Source organism: Rhizobium sp. CCGE531 (assembly GCF_003627795.1).
In the GTDB taxonomy this organism is placed as follows: domain Bacteria; phylum Pseudomonadota; class Alphaproteobacteria; order Rhizobiales; family Rhizobiaceae; genus Rhizobium.
Map to the genome: position 1 here is coordinate 2,249,702 of NZ_CP032684.1, position 18,788 is coordinate 2,268,489.

Consider the following 18,788-nt stretch of genomic DNA (forward strand, 5'->3'; position numbering starts at 1 on the left):
ACACCGACTAGGCAGGGAATCTCCATCTCGCGCCGGCGCCAACATATGTCACGGCTTTTTGATATCCAAATGAATTTGTTGCACCGCGTTACGACACGCCGTGAGCGCCCCCGCCCATCGCCGGCTTCCCCGCCCGCAGCCCATAGGCAAAAATGACCATGCCCAGGCCTAAAGCGGCAATGCCGGCCATGACGTAATAGCTTTCGAGATCCAGCCAGGCATAGAGATAGCCGGATGCCAGCGTCATCAGGCCGAGGAACATGCCATTATAGAAGTAATAGGCGCCCTGAGCCGACGATTCCTGCGTTTCATGGACCGAGGCGACGATGCGGCGCTGGATGCCGGTATGGACGCAGGCATAGGTGCAGGAATGAAAACACTGCAAGGCGAAATAGCCCATGAAACCGAAATTGATCGGAAACAGAACCCAGCGCAGGATGCACATGGTCGAACCGAAAAAGATCAGCGTCCACGCGCTGAACCGTCGGCTCAGCTTTTTCGAGAGGAAGAAGACCATCACCTCGGCCGCAACGCCGATGCTCCAGAGGATGGCGATCTCGGCGCCGGAAAAGCCCAGCTTGCGCCAATAGATCGACGCGAACGTATAGAGCATCGCATGGCTCGACTGCTGTATCGATACCCCGATCATGGTGACGAGCAGCTGCGGGGACCGCAAGTTTCCGGTCGGCGGCTGCAAATTGATCGGCTGGTTGCGGCGGCGCGTCGGCCCGATGCGCGGAGCAAACAGGCCCATCAGCGTCGTCAGAATGAAACCGGCCACCATGACAGGCAGTACCGTCGCGCCGCCCCACATGCCGATCAATTGACCGCCAAGAAGGGTCGACAGGATGAATGTGATCGATCCCCACACCCGCATCGAGCCGTAGTCGAAGCCCCAGCGGCGCACACCCGACATGGCGATGGACTCCACCACCGGCACATATGGCGCATAGGTTGCACCCTGAATGCCGTAGACCAGAAGCACCGGCCAGAAGTCGCTGGCCCAGTAGAGCGCGATCGCCGTCAGAAGCGACAAAGCGCCGGACCACAGCAACACATCGGCACGCTCCGTCATATGATCCGCAAGCACGGCGATGACGGGCGTCACCAGGACGCGTACGACCATGGGGATCGCGATCACGAGACCGATCTCGTGGTCGTTGAAATTCAGCCCGGCCAGCCAGACGGGAAAGAACGGCAGGGCAATTCCGTTCACGAATAACGGTGCGCAATAGGACAAGGCGGTGCGCAAGCGGAAATAGGGAGGCGCACCCTCGCCCTGGAAGGACTTGATCGCGGGAATCATGACAGACCTGAAGGGGAACTGATTTGTCCCTATCATGCTATCGAGAATACGACTATGGCGAGAAATGGCCAAAACCGTAACGTTTCGGAAAATCCGAAGCTACAGACGCTCCGCGACGATCAATAATTATGACAGGCCAGTATCAAGCCCGTGAAAAGAGGCGGCTCAGGCCGCCTGAGCACCGAGCGGCCGCGGCATTTCCTCGGCAGGCGAGCCGGCCGGCTGCGTCTCGAGAATGCTCCGCCAAGTGATCAGTTCGAACGTGCCGTCTTCATGTTCGGCGATCGCAGTGCAGCTTTCCACCCAGTCGCCGGTATTGATATAGCGCACGCCGCCGAGATCCTCGATGACGGCATGGTGGATATGACCGCAGATAACGCCATCGGCATCGTTGCGTCTGGCCTCATCGGCAACGACACGCTGAAATTCGCCGATGAAGTTAACGGCATGCTTGACCTGCAGCTTTGCCCAGGCCGAGAACGACCAGTAGGGCATGTTCAAGCGACGACGCACCGCGGCAAGGCCGATGTTGATCAGGATGGCCATGTCATAGGCCCAGTCGCCGAGATAGGCGAGCAGGCGCGCGTTGCGGACGACGACGTCGAATTCGTCACCATGCAGGACGAGATACTTCTTCCCGTCGGCAGTCTCGTGCATGGCGCGCTGCGCCACCTCGATGCCGCCAAAATGCGTGCCGGGGAAATCGCGCAGGAATTCGTCATGATTGCCGGGGATATAGATGATGCGCGTGCCTTTGCGCGCCTTGCGCAGAAGCTTCTGCACCACGTCATTGCAATCCTGCGGCCAATACCAGTTTCGCTTCAGGCGCCACCCATCGATGATATCGCCGACAAGGAAGATGGTGTCGGCTTCGTGATGGCGCAGAAAGTCGAGCAGAAAGTCCACCTTGGCGGCCTTCGAGCCGAGGTGCACGTCAGAGATGAACAGTGTTCGGAATCGCCGGGTGTCCATGTTTTCATTCACGAACTTTTTGTCCGTGCCCTATCCTACCTTGACTAATCCAAGACCAGACTCGTGTTTCAGGAAGATGACAAACCCTGTGTTTGGCGGCATATCGGGCCAGATCAGCCACGTTTTGCTGCTATGGCGAGATCCGGTCGGTCGGTCGTAAAACTGGCAATACTAAGGCGAAACATCGAATGCGCCGCTTCGCTCGTATGTGCCGCCCAGCCATGCACCGTCACATCGCGGCTCCGAAAAAACTCCACGAGCCCTGCGTCCAAAGCATCGGCACGCACAGCTATCTCACGCACGCCGCCGATGCGCAGAGCGGCGATGATCCCCTGCCATCCAAGCTGCGCCGCCGTCTGAGGCGAGCAAAGAAAGATGAAACCGAGCAGCTCTCCGGCATTCAAGCCTCGTTCATTGAGCGCCGCAACGAACGCCTCAAGACGCGGCAGAGCGAAACTGGTCACCATCGTCCGCGTCAGCATCCCGGTTGCGATCAGCTCGTCGACGATGCGGCCCTCCATCCCCTCATAGGGCTTACCGTCCGCCTTCGTCTTGATCTCCAACCGGAGATCGACAACGGATGGTCCGAAGATATCGATTGTTTCCAAGAGGGTAGGAATGGTCTCGCCGCCACTTCCTATCACCACATAACGGGTCAATTCCTCGTAAGTGAGATCGGCGATGGCACCCTTGCCGTCCGTCATCCTGTCGATCAGCGCGTCATGATGGACGACCAGTCTGCCATCTCGTGTCTGGTGGACATCGAATTCGACAAGATCGACTTCGAGCTGGGCTGTTTTCGAAAAGGCAAGCCTGGTGTTTTCAGGCCACAGATGCGCGCCGCCGCGATGAGAAGCAATAAAAGTCATTGGAGATCCTCTGCCTGCGGTCCTCATAAGCCCGCGCGGTGACCCCCTTGTGACGTCGCGGGCGGCCAATCCTGCTTGCGACAACGCGACGCTGCGGCGGCCAATCAAAGACTTTGTCGCTGCAAAACGCTCCAGGACGTCAATTGCATACTGTGAACGCCAAACGATTGTTGTATGGAGGGACTCAAGCGCAGGCAGGAATGGAGACCGCGAGATGGATAATACGCACGACACTTCGAAGGCAGCCAAGAACATGGCAAGTGGCGATTTCGACGAACAGGCGCTTTATTTTCATCGCTATCCCCGCCCCGGCAAGCTCGAAATCCAGGCCACCAAGCCGCTTGGCAACCAGCGCGATCTGGCACTTGCCTATTCGCCGGGCGTTGCCGCACCCTGCCTCGCCATTCGCGACAATCCCGAGACGGCAGCCTATTACACGTCGCGTGCCAATCTCGTTGCCGTGATTTCCAACGGTTCGGCGGTCCTTGGCCTCGGCAATATCGGTCCGCTCGCCTCCAAGCCCGTGATGGAAGGCAAGGCCGTTCTGTTCAAGAAGTTTGCAGGCATCGATGTCTTCGACATCGAAGTCGCCGCTCCCACCGTCGACGAGATGGTCAACACGATTTCGGCACTCGAGCCGACCTTTGGCGGCATCAACCTTGAGGATATCAAGGCGCCGGAATGCTTCGATGTCGAACGTCGCTTGCGCGAAAAGATGGAAATCCCGGTTTTCCACGACGATCAGCACGGCACCGCCATCATCGTCGCCGCCGCCATCCTCAACGGGCTGGAACTGGCCGGCAAGAAGATCGAAGAGGTCAAGATCGTCGCCTCGGGCGCCGGTGCTGCCGCGCTCGCCTGCCTGAACCTGCTCGTCATACTCGGCGCCAAGCGCGAGAACATCTGGGTCCACGACATCGAGGGCCTGGTCTACAAGGATCGCAACGTTCTGATGGACGAATGGAAGTCCGTCTACGCTCAGGATAGCGACAAGCGTGAGCTTGCCGAGTCCATTCCCGGCGCCGACGTCTTCCTCGGCCTTTCGGCCGCGGGCGTGCTGAAGCCCGAACTGCTGGAACAGATGGCGGAAAAGCCGCTGATCATGGCGCTCGCCAACCCGACACCGGAAATCATGCCCGACCTCGCCCGCGCTGCTCGTCCCGACGCGATGATCTGCACCGGCCGTTCGGATTTCCCCAACCAGGTGAACAACGTACTCTGCTTCCCCTACATCTTCCGTGGCGCGCTCGATTGCGGCGCCAAGACGATCAACGAGGAAATGAAGATGGCCGCCGTTCGCGCCATCGCCTCGCTCGCTCGCGAGGAACCCTCGGACGTGGCCGCCCGCGCCTATACCGGCGAAACGCTGGTCTTCGGGCCGAACTACCTGATCCCCTCGCCCTTCGATCCACGCCTGATCCTGCGCATCGCTCCGGCTGTGGCGAAAGCCGCCGCCGAAAGCGGCGTGGCGCTGCGCCCAATCACCGATTTCGACGCCTATATGGACGAGCTCAACCGCTTCGTCTTCCGCTCCGGTTTTATCATGAAGCCGATCTTCGCCGCCGCGAAGATTTCTGAGCGCAAGCGCGTGGTCTTCTCCGAAGGCGAAGACGAGCGCGTGCTGCGCGCCGCCCAGGTTCTGCTCGAAGAAGGCACTGCGGTGCCGATCCTGATCGGCCGGCCCTCCGTCATCGAGACCCGCCTGAAGCGCTACGGCCTCAAGATCCGTCCGCATACCGACTTCGCCGTTATCAACCCGGAAGACGATCCGCGCTTCCGTGAATATGTCGAGCTTTATTTCTCGCTCGTCGGCCGCAGCGGCGTCATTCCCGAGGCTGCAAGAACGATCGTTCGTACCAACACGACGGTTATCGGCGCGCTGGCCCTGAAGCGCGGCGAAGCCGATGCGCTGATCTGTGGCCTCGAAGGCCGCTATGAGCGCCATCTGCGCATCGTCCGCCAGATTATCGGCAAGCGGCCGGATGTCCGGGACTTTTCCGCGCTCAGCCTGCTCATCTCGCAGCGCGGCGCAACCTTCTATGCCGATACCTACGTGACGTTCAATCCGAGCGCCGAGGAAATCGCCGAGTCGACGGTGCTTGCGGCGGAGGAGATCAAGCGCTTCGGCATCACGCCGCGCGCCGCCCTCGTCTCGCACTCAAACTTCGGCTCGCGGGAATCGGAAAGCGCCACCAAAATGCGCAATGCTCTTGCTCTCGTTCGCCAGGCAGCGCCGGAGCTGGAAGTCGATGGTGAAATGCATGGCGACAGCGCCATCTCCGAAAGCCTGCGCCGCCATGTCATGCCGGACAGCGCGCTCTCGGGCGAGGCGAACCTGCTCGTCTTCCCGAACCTCGATGCGGCCAACATCACGCTCGGCGTGGTCAAAACCATAACCGACGGCCTGCATGTCGGCCCCATCCTGCTCGGTACGGCGCTTCCGGCCCACATTCTCTCGCCCTCGGTCACCTCCCGCGGCGTGGTCAACATGGCGGCTCTCGCCGTGGTCGAGGCATCGCAGCTCGTCTAGCGCCGGATGCTCCAGGCAAAATTCTCGCAGCCGTCATCGGGCGGCTGCGAGCTGCAATTTGGTAAAAATCCTCTCGAAATCCATGCGTTTTCATGGATACGTTGTTAAGCTACAGCGTGTAATCTTGAGCGACGTCCAACCGCTTTCGAGAGCCGAACCGTGAACCGCGGCACCAACCTTTTTTCCATTGCCCTGTTGTCCCTGCTGACGGCCACGCCGAGCGTCGCGCAGGTGAATTTCTGCGACGAATTGCGCGGCCGCTATGTAGACATCGATGAAGTGATCGGCGCGAGCCAGGAAACACGCCAGCTCTCGCGGGCGATCGTGCAGCAGAACCTGTTGATCCGCCGGACGATGAGCGATCTGCGCAACCAGGGCTGCGCGGAGGATGATGATACGACGTTCGGCGGGCAGGACAATCAGGGCGCCTGCGACGACAAGCGAATGTCTTTGGAACAGATGCGGGATGATCTCGCCACGCTGATGGATCAACGCGAGGAAAGCGTCGGCCGCGTCGATGACGTCGCCATGCAGCGCCGGCAGCTGCTGGACGCGATGCAGCGGAACGGCTGCAGCCTGCCGGCTTCGGCAACGCCGGATATCGTTATTGATACCCGCACGAAGCTGGATGCCTATGCGCCGGATCAGCAATCCCTGGCGCGGCCGGAAAGCTCCATTACCGTCATCGAAACGCCGAGGCTCCAGAAGAACTCCAGCCTGGAGCAGAAGCAGGCGCCGGCAGCGAAAGCGCCGGCGGTGACACAAGCCGCACCGCAGCAGTTTCCGCCGGACCGGCCCTACGATCCGTCCGCAAACAAGGTCCGCCAGGTCGGGCCGCAATTTCTCGCGACCGATCAGGGCAGCATGGACCTAAAGCATCCGAAGGCAGCCGGCCCGCAGCCGACCGAATAGGCCGGGCGTCTCGCTTGGCCGCTCTACCTTATCGCCTTCAGGCCATTCCGGGCTGGCGCAGCAGAGAGACGATGGCCTCGTCTCCCTCTTCCTCTGCGAGATCACGATAGGACCGTCCGGAGGCATCTCTGACCGAGCGATCCGCGCCATGCTCCAATAGGAGGCGCACCGTGTCGACACGCCCGTTGGCGATGGCAAAGCCGAGGGGCGTCATCCAATCGCGATCAGAGACCTGCCCGCGCGGACGGAAATCGCCAAAGCGGATATTCAGCTGTTCCGGGTGCTCGTCAAGAAATTCGGCCAACTGGTCGAGTTGACCGTAGGCAGCAGCGGCGAACATATCGAGCGGATATGCCTTCAGAAACTCGACCATCGCGGGCTCGCCATTATATTCGGCCCAGCCGATCGCGCCGGAATAAAAATAGGGATCGCGAATGGTGGTATCGGCCCCATGTTCGATCAGCAGCCTGGCCATGTCGATATGACCGTGAAGCGCTGCCTCATGCAGCGGCGTGCGGCTGGTCATCGCATCGACGTCGAGACCCAAAGCCAGCATGAGGCGAACGGCCCGCAGGTTATTTTCACCGGCCGCCTCATGCAACATGGCGGGATGAGATCGGCGCATCGCTTCGGGAATGTCGAGATCATGCGCCATTCTCTTTATGTGCTCGACAATTGTCGCCGGATCGGCCGTTGCATCGCGCGCTTCCTGCCGAATTTGAATATAGACCCAGTCCTCGCGTTTCAGGCGAACCGCCACCGCCCCCTTCCGCACGAGATGCAGCATCAACTCCTTATCACCGCCCAGGCGAGCCCATTCGAACGGCGTTCGGCCGTTGACGGCCTTCAGGACATCGGCGCCATGGTCCACCAGCAGGCGCACCCGCGCGCCCATGCGATGTTCCAGCGCCCATGCGAGCTGATAATCGAAAACGGTCTGCGAGTTGGCGACAAACCTGCCGTCCTCGCGCACCAGCCAATTGTTGGTATCCTTCGCCGACAAGCCGTATTCCAGCAGCAATTCCAGGCAGGTATTGTCCGGCTCGAACATCCGGTTATAGAGCGCCTGGCTGTCATTGGCTTCGGCACCCGCTTCCAGCAGCAGCCGCGCGAACGCCTCGCACTCCGGATGCTGTGGCTGGCGGAGTTTCCCCGCCTCGCCCTCGCCGAAGACGCCGGTCAACACGGTGAACCGGTACTGTCCTCCATCGAGGAAAAACGCGTTGACGTCGGCCCCGCGCCTGACAAGCTCGCGGGCGGCCGGCAGGCTGGAACGACCCGGCACGCGAGCGTAGGCGGCGTACATCAGCGGCGTCAGATCATGCGGCCCGCCCTTGCGGTCAAGAAGTTGCGGCTGGCGATCAAGCCAGCGACCGATGCCGTCCGCATCGCCGAGCGCGGCGGCGACATGGATGCTTTCTCCGGCGATCTCCGGGTTTGCCTCCAGCAGTTGTAGCGCCTCATCGAACCGCGCGGGATCGGCCGGAATATTGGCAAAGTAGGAAACCGTCGCAAGCGACAGGAAGCGGTTGGCGAGCTGATCTGGCGAAACCTGCTTGCGATCGCCGCTCTCCAGATGCGCCTTGAGTTTGGTCCAGCTCGAAAAGCCGAATTCGCGGGCAAGAACGAGCTGAATGTCCTGGAGCCCGACGCTGGCGATGTCGGCAAAATACGGCGCAACGCGGCTGCGTGCCGAAGCATCTCCGGCCTGTACGGCCTTGAGGAAAGACTTGGCCTGCTTTTTCAGGGAATCGAGAGTGGCGTCAACGGCCAAAGAGCGCGTAGTCACGGTAGACCTCCTTCCATTTACGTCCGGTATCCGCGCCCACAGACTGAAAAGAGGTGTGGCAGTCTCATTCTACATGCATCAGGTGGGCCTTGCCCTTCCCGCGGATCGGATGCGCCCTGTGAACGCATCCAGATCTATAGCGCCGGTTGCAATCTGTCCAGAGATCAGCCCGGCTCATACCGTACATAGGCAAAGGCATCACCATCCGGTGACCAGTTCGGCACATTGATCGATCCCTGCCCGCCGAAGAGCTCGAACAGCGTCGTGAGGTTGCCGCCATCCATGTCCATCAATCGCATCCGCACATTCAGATCGCGCGGGTGATCGAAGACATCGGGGTCATAGGAGATCAGCACGACCTTGTTGTTGTCAGGCGACGGATGCGCAAACCAGTTGCCGTAATTGTCATGGGTCACCTGCTGCAGCCCGGTGCCGTCGGGATGGATGCGCCAGATCTGCATCAGGCCGGTGCGGCTCGAATTGAAATAGATCCATTGCCCATCAGCGGAGAAATCCGGCCCATCATTGCGGCCCTCGCCATGCGTCAGGCGCGTCTCCTCGCCGCCGTCGATCGAGATCGTATAGATATCGAAAACATCATCGCGAATGCCGCAGTAAGAGAAGCGCCGCCCGTCGGGCGACCAGCCATGCCAATAGGACGGCAGATTGGTCGTAACTTGCCGAGGCGTGCCACCCTCGGCCGGGAGCACATAGATGCAGGCCTTGCCATGCTCGGTCTTGTCGGAAATGGCAATCAGCGAGCCATCGGGCGAAATCCCGTGGTCGTTGTTGCATCGCGTCGCAAAGCCGGTGTCGACGCGCGCAACATCGCCGCTGCCGTCCAGAGGCAGCCGATACAGCAATCCTTCTCCATTCAGCAGCAGATAGCGTCCGTCAGGCGAATAGTTCGGCGCCTCGACCAGCTCGTCCGTTTGCCAGACCACCCGGTTCTCACCGGTGCGGATATTGTAGATCTCGACCGAGCTGCGCATTCGTCCTCTTCCTGCGTCGGAGGCGCGATCAGCGATCGCGGAACCGGTTGGTGATCGGATAGCGGCGGTCGCGGCCGAAATTCTTCTTGGTGATCTTCACGCCCGGCGCCGACTGGCGGCGCTTATACTCCGCGAGATAGAGCAGGTGTTCGACACGATGCACGGTCGCGACATCATGGCCGCGCGCCACGATCTCCTCGACCGACATTTCCTTTTCCACCAGGCATTCGAGGATATCGTCAAGCGCCGGATAGGGCGGAAGCGAATCTTGGTCCGTCTGGTTCGGCCTCAGCTCGGCGGAAGGCGCCTTGTCGATGATGTTGTAAGGGATCACCTCGCCTGACGGACCGAGCGCGCCGGGCGGCACATGCAGGTTGCGCCAGCGCGACAGCGCATAGACCTGCATCTTGTAGAGATCCTTGATCGGGTTGAAGCCGCCATTCATGTCGCCATAGAGCGTGGCGTATCCAACCGACATTTCGGACTTGTTGCCCGTCGTCACCACCATCGAGCCGAACTTGTTGGAGATCGCCATCAGGATGGTACCGCGCGCACGGCTCTGCAGGTTTTCCTCGGTGATGCCGCTTTCTGTGCCCTCGAACAGATCGGACAAAGCCGTGGCAAAGCCGGTGACAGGATCCTCGATCGGCACGATATCGTAGCGGCAGCCGAGCGCCTTGGCGCAATCGGCCGCATCCTTCAACGAATCCTGCGACGTATAGCGATAGGGCAGCATGACGGTGCGGACACGCTCCTCACCGAGCGCATCGACGGCGATCGCGGCGCAGATCGCCGAGTCGATGCCACCGGAGAGGCCGAGCACGACCGACTTGAAGCCGTTCTTGTTCACATAGTCGCGGAAGCCCAGCAGGCAGGCGCGATAATCGGCTTCCTCGCCTTCCGGAATATGCGCCTTCGGACCCTCGGCGCAATGCCAGCCGCCGCCATTCTTCTTCCAAGTCGTCACCGTCAGCGCGGTTTCGAACTGGCTCATCTGGAAGGCCAGAGTCCTGTCGGCATTGAAGCCGAAGCTCGCGCCATCGAAAACCAGTTCGTCCTGGCCGCCAAGCTGCGCGGCATAGATCATCGGCAGGCCGGTCTCGATGACCTGCTTCAGCACCACCTGATGGCGCACATCGACCTTGCCGCGATAATAGGGCGAGCCGTTCGGCGACAGCAGGATTTCCGCGCCGCTTTCGGCCAGCGTCTCGCAGACGCCGAGCTCGCCCCAGATGTCCTCGCAAATCGGGATACCCAGCCGCACGCCACGGAAATTGACCGGACCCGGCATAGAGCCTTGATCGAAGACGCGTTTTTCGTCGAATTCGCCGTAATTCGGCAGGTCCACTTTGTCGCGGACCGCAATCACCTTGCCGCCATCGAGCACGGCAATCGAATTATAGCGGCCGGTCTCGTCCTGCCGAGGAAAACCGATGATGACGCCGGGGCCGCCATCGGCGGTATCGGCCGCCAGGCTTTCCACCGCTTTCCAGCAACCGCGAATGAAGGCCGGCTTCAACACGAGATCTTCCGGCGGATAGCCGGAAATGAACAACTCCGTCAGCAAGACGATCTGCGCGCCTTCACGCGCCGCCTCGGCGCGCGCTTCACGCGCCTTGCTGAGATTGCCTGAGATGTCACCGACCGTCGGATTGAGCTGCGCGACGGCGATACGGATGGTGTTGGTGATCGGGCTTTGCTCTGTCATGCCATACATTTAGCGATGGCATCTTCCTTCCGCAACCGACTTCCGCCGCCCGCAGGCATCAAAGATCGCGCAACGCGCATAGGCCGTATTTCTACACGGAAAAATACTAAGCCTGCCTTGCGGTCCATTCGCTGTTCACGACAGAAGCATGACAATTATATGAATACTTTATAGCATTTGGAGAAAGCTTTGATCGCACTGGTCATCGAGTCCGCCCTATCGGGTAGGCTTGCCCTCTTCCAGAAGATCGGCGCAGCGAGACAGAAGTCCGCTGCTCTAGGGTCAGAACCCATAAACTGAGCGAAAGACCCGGATGACGGCTTGGAGCCGGATCTGGACCTATCAAAACCTGAAAACGGCCTCGATATTATTGCCGTCCGGATCGAACACAAAGGCGGCGTAGTAGCCCGGTGGTTTTGTGCCTACGGGTGCCTCGCGTAGGCCCGGGACTCCGTTATCCGCGCCTCCAGCCCTTAATGCGGCGGCATGGAATGCGTCCACTTGTTCGCGGCTCCGCGCGACGAAGGCCGTATGTTGCTTGATACTGTGTGGGTGAAAGCGGTCGATCCAGAAGATCGGAAAGTCGTTGCCGTAGCCCACCGCGTCCGCGCCCGTTTCGGGTGGGAGCTGCATGAACCGGCGGATTCCGAGTGCCTTGAATACGGCATCATAGAACACGGCCGAGCGAGCGACATCCGCGACGCCAATGCCGGTGTGGTCGATCATGGCAGGCAGCCCTTCACTTCGGTCCGGCGACACCGACCAGATTGCCTTCTGGATCCGTGAAGCGCCCGATGACAAGCTGCCCGCCCGGTGTTGGCGCAGGCCCGAGAAGGCGTGATCCTCCCAGCTCTTCAACCCGGTTCAGGGCGACGCCCACATCCGGGACCGCAACATAGAACAGAATATTCGGAGCGAAGTTCGGCCCGCCGCCAATGCCACCGGCGGGGCCTGGCGCATCGGGAACCGGAAGGGGATCGATGAAGGTGTATTGGCCAACATCGGATACCAGATCGGAGGTTGGTGAAATTTCGCCATCCCAGCCAAAAAGCGCGTTGTAGAAACGGCGCAGTCGAACAGGATCCTTGCCGATTATCTCGAAGTGAACAACAGGCGCGGGCATGACCCAACTGTCTCCATGAAGTGGATCGGACGGACCAGAAAATTCAACATATACTAACCATGAACCACGGACACCGAAAATCGGCTTTGCCCGCGGACCAAACCGAAGGCAATTCGCGTCGCCGGCCGGTTCTCATCGCTCCGTGATACGACGATGTCACAGGCTAGCTAGCCGTGGAAACTCATCCGTTATTGCATTTTTGCGTTTTGGTCGAATAGTTGCGCCCAATGCCACCAGGACCTCGGAGCCCGCCATGTATAACCTTCCCAACTTCGTTCATCTGCATTTCGACAAGACGGCGGATGAACTGGGTGACATCGAGAAGCGCGTTCTCAAGAAGGCGCATGAACGAAAAATCATATCCACCGACATCAACGCGGCCCTCTCGGCGGAAGCTTCCACGGGGCAGCGTCTGGCGGACGGTATCGCCCGCGTCGGCGGCTCCTGGTCCTTTATCATCACCTTTCTGGTGTTCCTGGTGTTCTGGTGCATCGTCAACACCATTCTTCTCGCCACGCGCGCCTTCGACCCCTACCCCTTTATCTTCCTGAACCTTGTCCTCTCGATGCTCGCCGCCATCCAGGCACCGATCATCATGATGTCGCAGAACCGTCAGGCCGAACGCGACCGATTCGAGGCCGCCAAGGATTATGAGGTCAATCTCAAGGCGGAACTGGAAGTGCTGTCCCTGCACCAGAAGATCGACATGCAGGTGCTGACGGAGCTTGCGGTCGTGCGCGAAGACATCGCCAAGCTGAGCAAGCTTGTTGCCGAGAAAAGCGGCATCTGAGTGTCAGTCGGAGGGGCCGGCCGTCAGCAATCCGGGTCGCCCCTGCCGATACTGCGGCAGTCCATCGCTGATCTCATAGTAGTCACCCTTGTCGGCGCAATAGATATGATAGGCGATCTCAAGATCGCTCGGCTGATCGAACAGCCCTGCCATGATCGATATTTCGTCCACACCGTCGGCTGCCCAAAATAGGGCCGAGCCGCAGATCCTGCAGAAGCCACGGCGGGCGAACGCGCTGGCGCGATACCATGTGATCGCGTCTTCCCCTTCGATCGCAAGGCTGGCGATCGGCACGTTGGTCGCGGCGTAATAGAGCCCGGTCTGCTTGCGGCACTGCGAGCAATGGCAGGCCACCACCTCGCGCAATTTGCCGCGTGTCCGGAAACGCACGCCGCCGCAAAGGCAGGCTCCGCCGTGTTCGTCTGTCATGATCGCTCCCCTTTTTCCGAGGAGCCTTCCCGAGAATGATCTCCGGGTCAATCTCAAAGAAATGAAACGTCTTTCAGCCGGATTGATCCGCCACAAACGCAGACGGGCCGGCGGTAGGCCAGCCCGTCTGATGAATGTCGGCTCCGCGTTCGCTCAGCCGTGAGCTCGCATACGCTTTTCGTCGCGGCCGCCCTTCATCCGCTCGGCAAGCAGGAAGGCCAGCTCAAGCGCCTGGTCGGCGTTTAGGCGCGGGTCGCAATGCGTGTGGTAGCGATCCTGCAGATCCTCGGCGCCGACGGCGCGGGCGCCGCCCGTACATTCGGTTACGTCCTTGCCGGTCATCTCGATATGGATGCCGCCCGGATGCGTGCCCTCGGCGCGGTGGATCTGGAAGAAGCTTTCCACTTCCGACAGGATACGCTCGAACGGACGCGTCTTGTAGTTGTTGAGCGTGATCGTGTTGCCGTGCATCGGATCGCAGGACCAGACGACCTTGCGGCCTTCCTTCTCGACCGCGCGGATGAGACGCGGCAAGTTGTCGGCAACCTTGTCATGGCCGAAACGGCAGATCAGCGTCAGGCGGCCGGCTTCGTTCTCAGGGTTCAGAATATCGATCAGGTTGATGAGATCGTCCGCCTGTAGCGAGGGACCGCACTTCAATCCGATCGGGTTCTTGATGCCCCGGAAATATTCGACATGGGCGTGATCGGCCTGGCGCGTGCGGTCGCCGATCCAGAGCATGTGGCCCGAAGTCGCATACCAGTCGCCGGTCGTGGAATCGACGCGGGTGAACGCTTCTTCATAGCCAAGCAGCAGCGCCTCATGGCTGGTGAAAAAATCGGTCTCGCGCAGGCTCGCATTGCTCTCGGCGGTGATGCCGATCGCCCTCATGAAATCCATGGTCTCGCCGATACGATCGGCAAGCTTGCGGTAGCGCTCGCCCTGCGGGCTGTCCTTGACGAAGCCGAGCATCCACTTCTGCACGTTTTCGAGATTGGCGTAGCCGCCCATGGCGAAAGCGCGCAGCAGGTTCAACGTCGCGGCAGACTGGCGGTAAGCCATCAACTGACGTTCCGGATTGGGAATGCGCGCTTCTTCGGTGAAGTCGATGCCGTTGATGATGTCGCCGCGATAGCTCGGCAGAGACACACCGTTCTGCGTTTCGATGTTCGAGGACCGTGGCTTGGCGAACTGACCGGCAATACGGCCGACCTTGACGACCGGCAACTGCGCGCCAAAGGTCAACACGACGGCCATCTGCAGGAAGGCGCGGAAGAAGTCGCGGATGTTGTCCGCGCCGTGCTCGGCGAAGCTTTCAGCGCAATCGCCGCCCTGCAGCAGGAAACCGTTGCCTTCTGCGACGTTGGCAAGATGTGCCTTCAGGCGGCGAGCTTCACCGGCAAAAACGAGCGGCGGATAGCTTGCAAGCTGCGCTTCGGTTTCCGCAAGCGCTGCCTTATCCGGAAAATCCGGCACCTGCTGGACCGGTTTCTGCCGCCAACTGTTCGGTGTCCAATTCTGTGCCATCTCACTCACCTGCTTGTGCGCCCGGTCACGGCCGGGCGTCCCGTCATCGTAAATAACGCGCGCTTATAAACCTTTGCCGCCCGCTTGCAAAGGCGCACGAACTACTGTGCTGATCTTTTGTGACGCAGCCGATAACCTGCGGAAAGCCGGGCGCTTTACACGCGCTCGCCGTTGCGAATGCGATAGCTCGGCGAATACATCGTCACCAATTCTTCGGAGGCCGTCGGGTGCACGGCCATGGTGCGATCGAAATCGTCCTTGGTGCAGCCGGCCTTCACGGGAATGCCGAGAAGCTGCGCCATCTCGCCGGCATCGTGGCCCAGAATATGCGCGCCGATCACCTTGCGGTCGGCGGCATTGACGATGAGCTTCATGATCATCTTATCGCCGCGGCCCGAAAGCGTCGCCTTCATCGGCCGGAACTGGGCGCGATAGACTTCCAGTTCCGGATAGCGCTTGGCCGCCTCTTCTTCCGTCAACCCGACCGTGCCGATCTCCGGCTGCGAAAAGACGGCCGTCGGGATCAGCTCATGATCCGGCCGGGTCGGATTGTTCTTGTAGACGGTCTCGATGAAGCACATGGCCTCGTGGATTGCGACCGGCGTCAGCTGTACCCGGTCGGTGACATCACCAAGCGCATAGATGTTCGCAACGGAAGTGCGCGAATATTCGTCGACGACGACGGCACCCTGTTCGTTGATTGCAATGCCGGCTGCCTCAAGCCCGAGATTTTCGGTATTCGGCGTGCGGCCAAGCGCCAGCATGACGGTATCGACCGTCAGGGACTTGTCGTTCTTGGTGCGGACGCTGAGCCCATTGTCCACCTTCTCCACGCTCGTAATGATGTCGTGGCAAAGAATGCGGATGCCCTTCTCCTCCATCGCCTCATGCAGGCCCTTACGCAGGTCCTGGTCGAAGCGCGACAGGATCTCGGCACCGCGATAGATCAATGTCGTCTCGACGCCGAGGCCATGGAAGATATTGGCGAACTCGACGGCGATATAGCCGCCGCCGGCGATCAGGATCGACTTCGGCAGTTCCTTCAAGTGGAAGGCTTCATTCGAGGAGATGCAAAGCTCATGTCCCGGCAGCGCCGTATGCAGGTTCGGCCGGCCGCCGGTGGCGATCACGATGGTTTCCGCCGTGACGGTCTGGCCGGTCTTCAAAAGCTTGATCGTGTGGGCGTCCACCAGCTCGGCGCGGGTGTCGAAGATCTCGGCCTTGGCATTGTCGAGCCCCTTGCGATAAAGGCCCTCCAGCCGGGCAATCTCCTTGTCCTTCGCCTCGATCAGCTTCTTCCAGTCGAAACTGCTTTCGCCGACTGTCCAGCCGAAACCGGCCGCATCCTCGAAATGCTCGCTGTACTGCGACGCATAGACGAACAGCTTCTTCGGCACGCAGCCGCGAATGACGCAGGTGCCGCCGTAGCGGTATTCCTCGGCGATACCAACCTTCTTGCCCAGTGAAGCCGCGACGCGCGCGCCACGCACGCCCCCGGAGCCGCCGCCAATCACGAAAAGGTCGAAATCAAACGAAGGCATCGGTGGCTCCTGTCGAAATGAACATGCGCAAAAGCATCATTGGGGGTTCGCACTCATATAGGGAGCCGCGATACAAAAAGAAAAGCCCGGATCTCTGTCCGGGCTTCGAATTTGCTACGATAAAACCGCTGCTTACTGCTTCGGTGCGGGCTTCTGTGCGGGCTGCGCTGCGGCGGCACCAGCGTCCGGCGCTGCGACGGGCTGCTTGACGACCTTCTGCAGAGCGTCGTTGCTCTGCTTCGCGAGATCGCGCGAAATACCCTGGCTCCAGATGTCGGCCGCCTTGTAAAGCTCGCGGGTGGCGAGCGGGCCATCCTTGAGGAGCTTCTTGCCAGCCGGCGAATTGTAGAAATCGGCAATCGCCTTGAGTTCGTCGGCCGAGAAGGCCTTGGCGTAAGTGATCGCAGCTTCGCGCTCGAGATCGGCACGACGCGGAGCAAGCGCCAGAGCGGTGGCATCGACGGTCGAGTTGATCGCATCACCGAAATTCGGGTTTGCCTGGATCATCGTGCTCTTCAGCTGCTCGGCGAGATTCGGCAGGATATTGTCGAACTGGTTGGTGATGCCCAGAGAATTGATCGCAGCGCGCGCAGCCTTGATCTGATCCTCGGAAACTTCCTGAGCGTTCACGGAACCGAAGGCAATGCCCGAAAGAAGGATGGTTGCAGCGGCAAGACGGCCAAGACCCGCAAATTTGATCATGAGATGAGTGCTCCTATGTATTGTTCGCCTGCAACGTACGCGCACCGGCGGGGCCGGCAATGATCGCTAATGTCGCCATATGGATAAAGAGCCCGTGTTCGACAACGCCGGGAATCGAATAGAGCTCGCTCGACAGCGCCTCTGCATCAGGAATACGGCCGAAAGATGCGTCGACGATGTAATGACCGCCATCGGTAACGAAGGCCTTGTCGTGAGAGAGGCGCAGATTGAGCGCGCCGGAAAGGCCAAGACGCAAGGCCGCTTTCTCGATCTGGATCCGCGTGGAAACGAGGCCGAAGGGATTGACCTCGATCGACAGCGGAAACGCTCCGAGCGTCTCTACGACCTTGCTTTCGTCGGCAATCACGATCATCCGCGCTGAGGAGGATGCGACGATCTTTTCGCGCAGCAGCGCACCGCCGGCGCCCTTGATGAGCCGCAGGGCGCCGTCCACTTCGTCGGCGCCATCGATGACAAGGTCAAGCTCGGGGAGTTCATCGAGCGTTTTCAGCGGCACGCCGAGCTCCACGCAAAGCTTGGCCGTCCGTTCGGAGGTCGGAACGCCCTCTATCACGAGGCCCGCAGCAACCTTCTCGGCGAGCAGTCGAACGAACTCCTCCGCCGTGCTACCGGTGCCGATCCCAAGCCGCATGCCGCTTTCGACATAGGTCAGAGCCGCCCTCGCAGCCTCAATCTTCATCTGGCGGGCGTCCATGCGCCACCTGCTCCCGTTGTTACGTTGGTCTGCTGTTTACACGGCTCTCCAGCCAAACGAAAGCCAAAATAACGGCATGATATAGAAATCCCCGCCCCCTCTTCACCGGGACTTCCGGGGTGCTTCGGTTGCAATTGCCCGCGCGATCTTTTAACTCCGGAAGACGTACTCTTTTCTCTGCAAAGGCCGATTCCTCGTGAAATCTCCCCTTGTCGTATTCGATCTCGACGGCACGCTGCTGGACACGCATGCGGACCTCATCGTCAGCCTCAACCATACGATTGCCGCGCTCGAGCTTCCGCCGGTCAGCTACGACGACGTGACGCATCTCGTCGGCAACGGTGCGCAGGTGATGATCGAACGGGCCTGCAAGCTGCACGGCTATGCGCTGACGTCGGAAGAATTGCCGGCTCTCCTGCAGCGCTTCATAACCCATTATTCCGAGACGATGCCGGGCGTCACACAGCCTTATCCCGGGCTCCTGGCCGCCCTCACGACGCTAAGGAACAAAGGCTACAAACTGGCCGTCTGCACCAACAAGATGGAATCGCTTGCGCGCACGCTTCTCGACCGGCTCGAGCTGACCCAATATTTCGAGGCCATCACCGGCGGTGACACCTTCACCGTGCGCAAGCCGCATGCCGAACATCTGATCGGCACCGTCGAGCGCGCCGGCGGCGATATCGCCCGCACCGTCATGATCGGCGACAGCATCAACGACATCCTCGTCGCCCGCAACGCCGGCGTGCCTTCGGTCGCCGTCCCATTCGGCTATTCCGACGTCGGCGTGGAAACGCTCGGCCCGAACCGCATCATCTATCACTACGACGAGCTCACGCCGGAGCTGGTCGAGGGGCTGCTTGCCGCCTGAGATATTCGATCT

17 protein-coding genes are annotated in these 18,788 nt (G+C 60.4%); 4 read left to right on the forward strand and 13 right to left on the reverse strand.

The genetic code is table 11. The annotated features are described in order from the left end of the window. Positions 1-88: 88 nt before the first annotated feature. The 3 genes from CCGE531_RS10960 to CCGE531_RS10970 all read right to left on the reverse strand — a co-directional run bounded on the left by CCGE531_RS10960 (position 89) and on the right by CCGE531_RS10970 (position 3,147). Positions 89-1,306, reverse strand: a complete 1,218-nt coding sequence (locus tag CCGE531_RS10960) for an MFS transporter (protein ID WP_120664177.1) — start codon at positions 1,304-1,306, stop codon at positions 89-91. Positions 1,307-1,471: 165 nt separating this feature from the next. Beyond that, positions 1,472-2,278, reverse strand: coding sequence for a UDP-2,3-diacylglucosamine diphosphatase (locus tag CCGE531_RS10965; RefSeq protein WP_120664178.1), 807 nt, complete (start codon positions 2,276-2,278; stop codon positions 1,472-1,474). A gap of 113 nt (positions 2,279-2,391) precedes the next feature. Next, positions 2,392-3,147, reverse strand: coding sequence for a glycerophosphodiester phosphodiesterase family protein (locus CCGE531_RS10970; protein WP_162943887.1), 756 nt, complete (start codon positions 3,145-3,147; stop codon positions 2,392-2,394). A gap of 214 nt (positions 3,148-3,361) precedes the next feature. Between CCGE531_RS10970 and CCGE531_RS10975 the strand changes: the two genes are divergently transcribed. Next, the gene (locus CCGE531_RS10975; RefSeq protein WP_120664180.1) at positions 3,362-5,677 is read left to right on the forward strand and encodes an NADP-dependent malic enzyme; all 2,316 of its coding nucleotides are present in this window, start codon (positions 3,362-3,364) and stop codon (positions 5,675-5,677) included. Positions 5,678-5,836: 159 nt separating this feature from the next. Beyond that, a complete protein-coding gene (locus CCGE531_RS10980; RefSeq protein WP_120664181.1) occupies positions 5,837-6,589 on the forward strand; it encodes a hypothetical protein in 753 nt (250 codons plus the stop codon). Between the two features lie 37 nt (positions 6,590-6,626). Here the strand turns inward: CCGE531_RS10980 and CCGE531_RS10985 are convergent, their stop codons facing one another. The 5 genes from CCGE531_RS10985 to CCGE531_RS11005 all read right to left on the reverse strand — a co-directional run bounded on the left by CCGE531_RS10985 (position 6,627) and on the right by CCGE531_RS11005 (position 12,201). Then, on the reverse strand, positions 6,627-8,378 hold the full coding sequence (locus CCGE531_RS10985; RefSeq protein WP_120664182.1) for an ankyrin repeat domain-containing protein: 1,752 nt from the start codon (positions 8,376-8,378) through the stop codon (positions 6,627-6,629). Between the two features lie 164 nt (positions 8,379-8,542). Then, positions 8,543-9,370 carry a TolB family protein gene (locus CCGE531_RS10990; protein ID WP_120664183.1) on the reverse strand — a complete coding sequence of 276 codons (828 nt, stop codon included), beginning with the start codon at positions 9,368-9,370 and terminating at the stop codon, positions 8,543-8,545. Between the two features lie 28 nt (positions 9,371-9,398). Beyond that, a complete protein-coding gene (locus CCGE531_RS10995) occupies positions 9,399-11,078 on the reverse strand; it encodes an NAD+ synthase (protein ID WP_120666729.1) in 1,680 nt (559 codons plus the stop codon). A gap of 342 nt (positions 11,079-11,420) precedes the next feature. Then, positions 11,421-11,804: a VOC family protein gene (locus CCGE531_RS11000; RefSeq protein ID WP_120664184.1), complete on the reverse strand. Its 384-nt coding sequence runs from the start codon at positions 11,802-11,804 to the stop codon at positions 11,421-11,423. Positions 11,805-11,817: 13 nt separating this feature from the next. Then, positions 11,818-12,201 (reverse strand): VOC family protein, encoded by a 384-nt coding sequence (locus CCGE531_RS11005; protein ID WP_120664185.1) that lies wholly within the window; start codon positions 12,199-12,201, stop codon positions 11,818-11,820. Between the two features lie 253 nt (positions 12,202-12,454). Between CCGE531_RS11005 and CCGE531_RS11010 the strand changes: the two genes are divergently transcribed. Next, positions 12,455-12,991: a DUF1003 domain-containing protein gene (locus tag CCGE531_RS11010; protein WP_120664186.1), complete on the forward strand. Its 537-nt coding sequence runs from the start codon at positions 12,455-12,457 to the stop codon at positions 12,989-12,991. Positions 12,992-12,994: 3 nt separating this feature from the next. Here the strand turns inward: CCGE531_RS11010 and CCGE531_RS11015 are convergent, their stop codons facing one another. The 5 genes from CCGE531_RS11015 to rpiA all read right to left on the reverse strand — a co-directional run bounded on the left by CCGE531_RS11015 (position 12,995) and on the right by rpiA (position 17,905). Then, positions 12,995-13,420: a GFA family protein gene (locus CCGE531_RS11015; protein ID WP_120664187.1), complete on the reverse strand. Its 426-nt coding sequence runs from the start codon at positions 13,418-13,420 to the stop codon at positions 12,995-12,997. A 153-nt stretch (positions 13,421-13,573) separates the two neighbouring features. Next, positions 13,574-14,947: a 3-deoxy-7-phosphoheptulonate synthase class II gene (locus tag CCGE531_RS11020; RefSeq protein WP_120664188.1), complete on the reverse strand. Its 1,374-nt coding sequence runs from the start codon at positions 14,945-14,947 to the stop codon at positions 13,574-13,576. A gap of 155 nt (positions 14,948-15,102) precedes the next feature. Beyond that, the gene (gor, locus tag CCGE531_RS11025) at positions 15,103-16,488 is read right to left on the reverse strand and encodes a glutathione-disulfide reductase (RefSeq protein WP_120664189.1); all 1,386 of its coding nucleotides are present in this window, start codon (positions 16,486-16,488) and stop codon (positions 15,103-15,105) included. A gap of 132 nt (positions 16,489-16,620) precedes the next feature. Then, complete coding sequence (locus CCGE531_RS11030) at positions 16,621-17,190, reverse strand: DUF2059 domain-containing protein (protein WP_120664190.1); 570 nt, start codon at positions 17,188-17,190, stop codon at positions 16,621-16,623. 13 nt (positions 17,191-17,203) lie between these two features. Further along, on the reverse strand, positions 17,204-17,905 hold the full coding sequence (gene rpiA / locus CCGE531_RS11035) for a ribose-5-phosphate isomerase RpiA (protein ID WP_120664191.1): 702 nt from the start codon (positions 17,903-17,905) through the stop codon (positions 17,204-17,206). A gap of 196 nt (positions 17,906-18,101) precedes the next feature. Between rpiA and gph the strand changes: the two genes are divergently transcribed. Next, the gene (gene gph, locus CCGE531_RS11040) at positions 18,102-18,776 is read left to right on the forward strand and encodes a phosphoglycolate phosphatase (RefSeq protein WP_120664192.1); all 675 of its coding nucleotides are present in this window, start codon (positions 18,102-18,104) and stop codon (positions 18,774-18,776) included. The last annotated feature ends 12 nt before the right edge of the window (positions 18,777-18,788 follow it).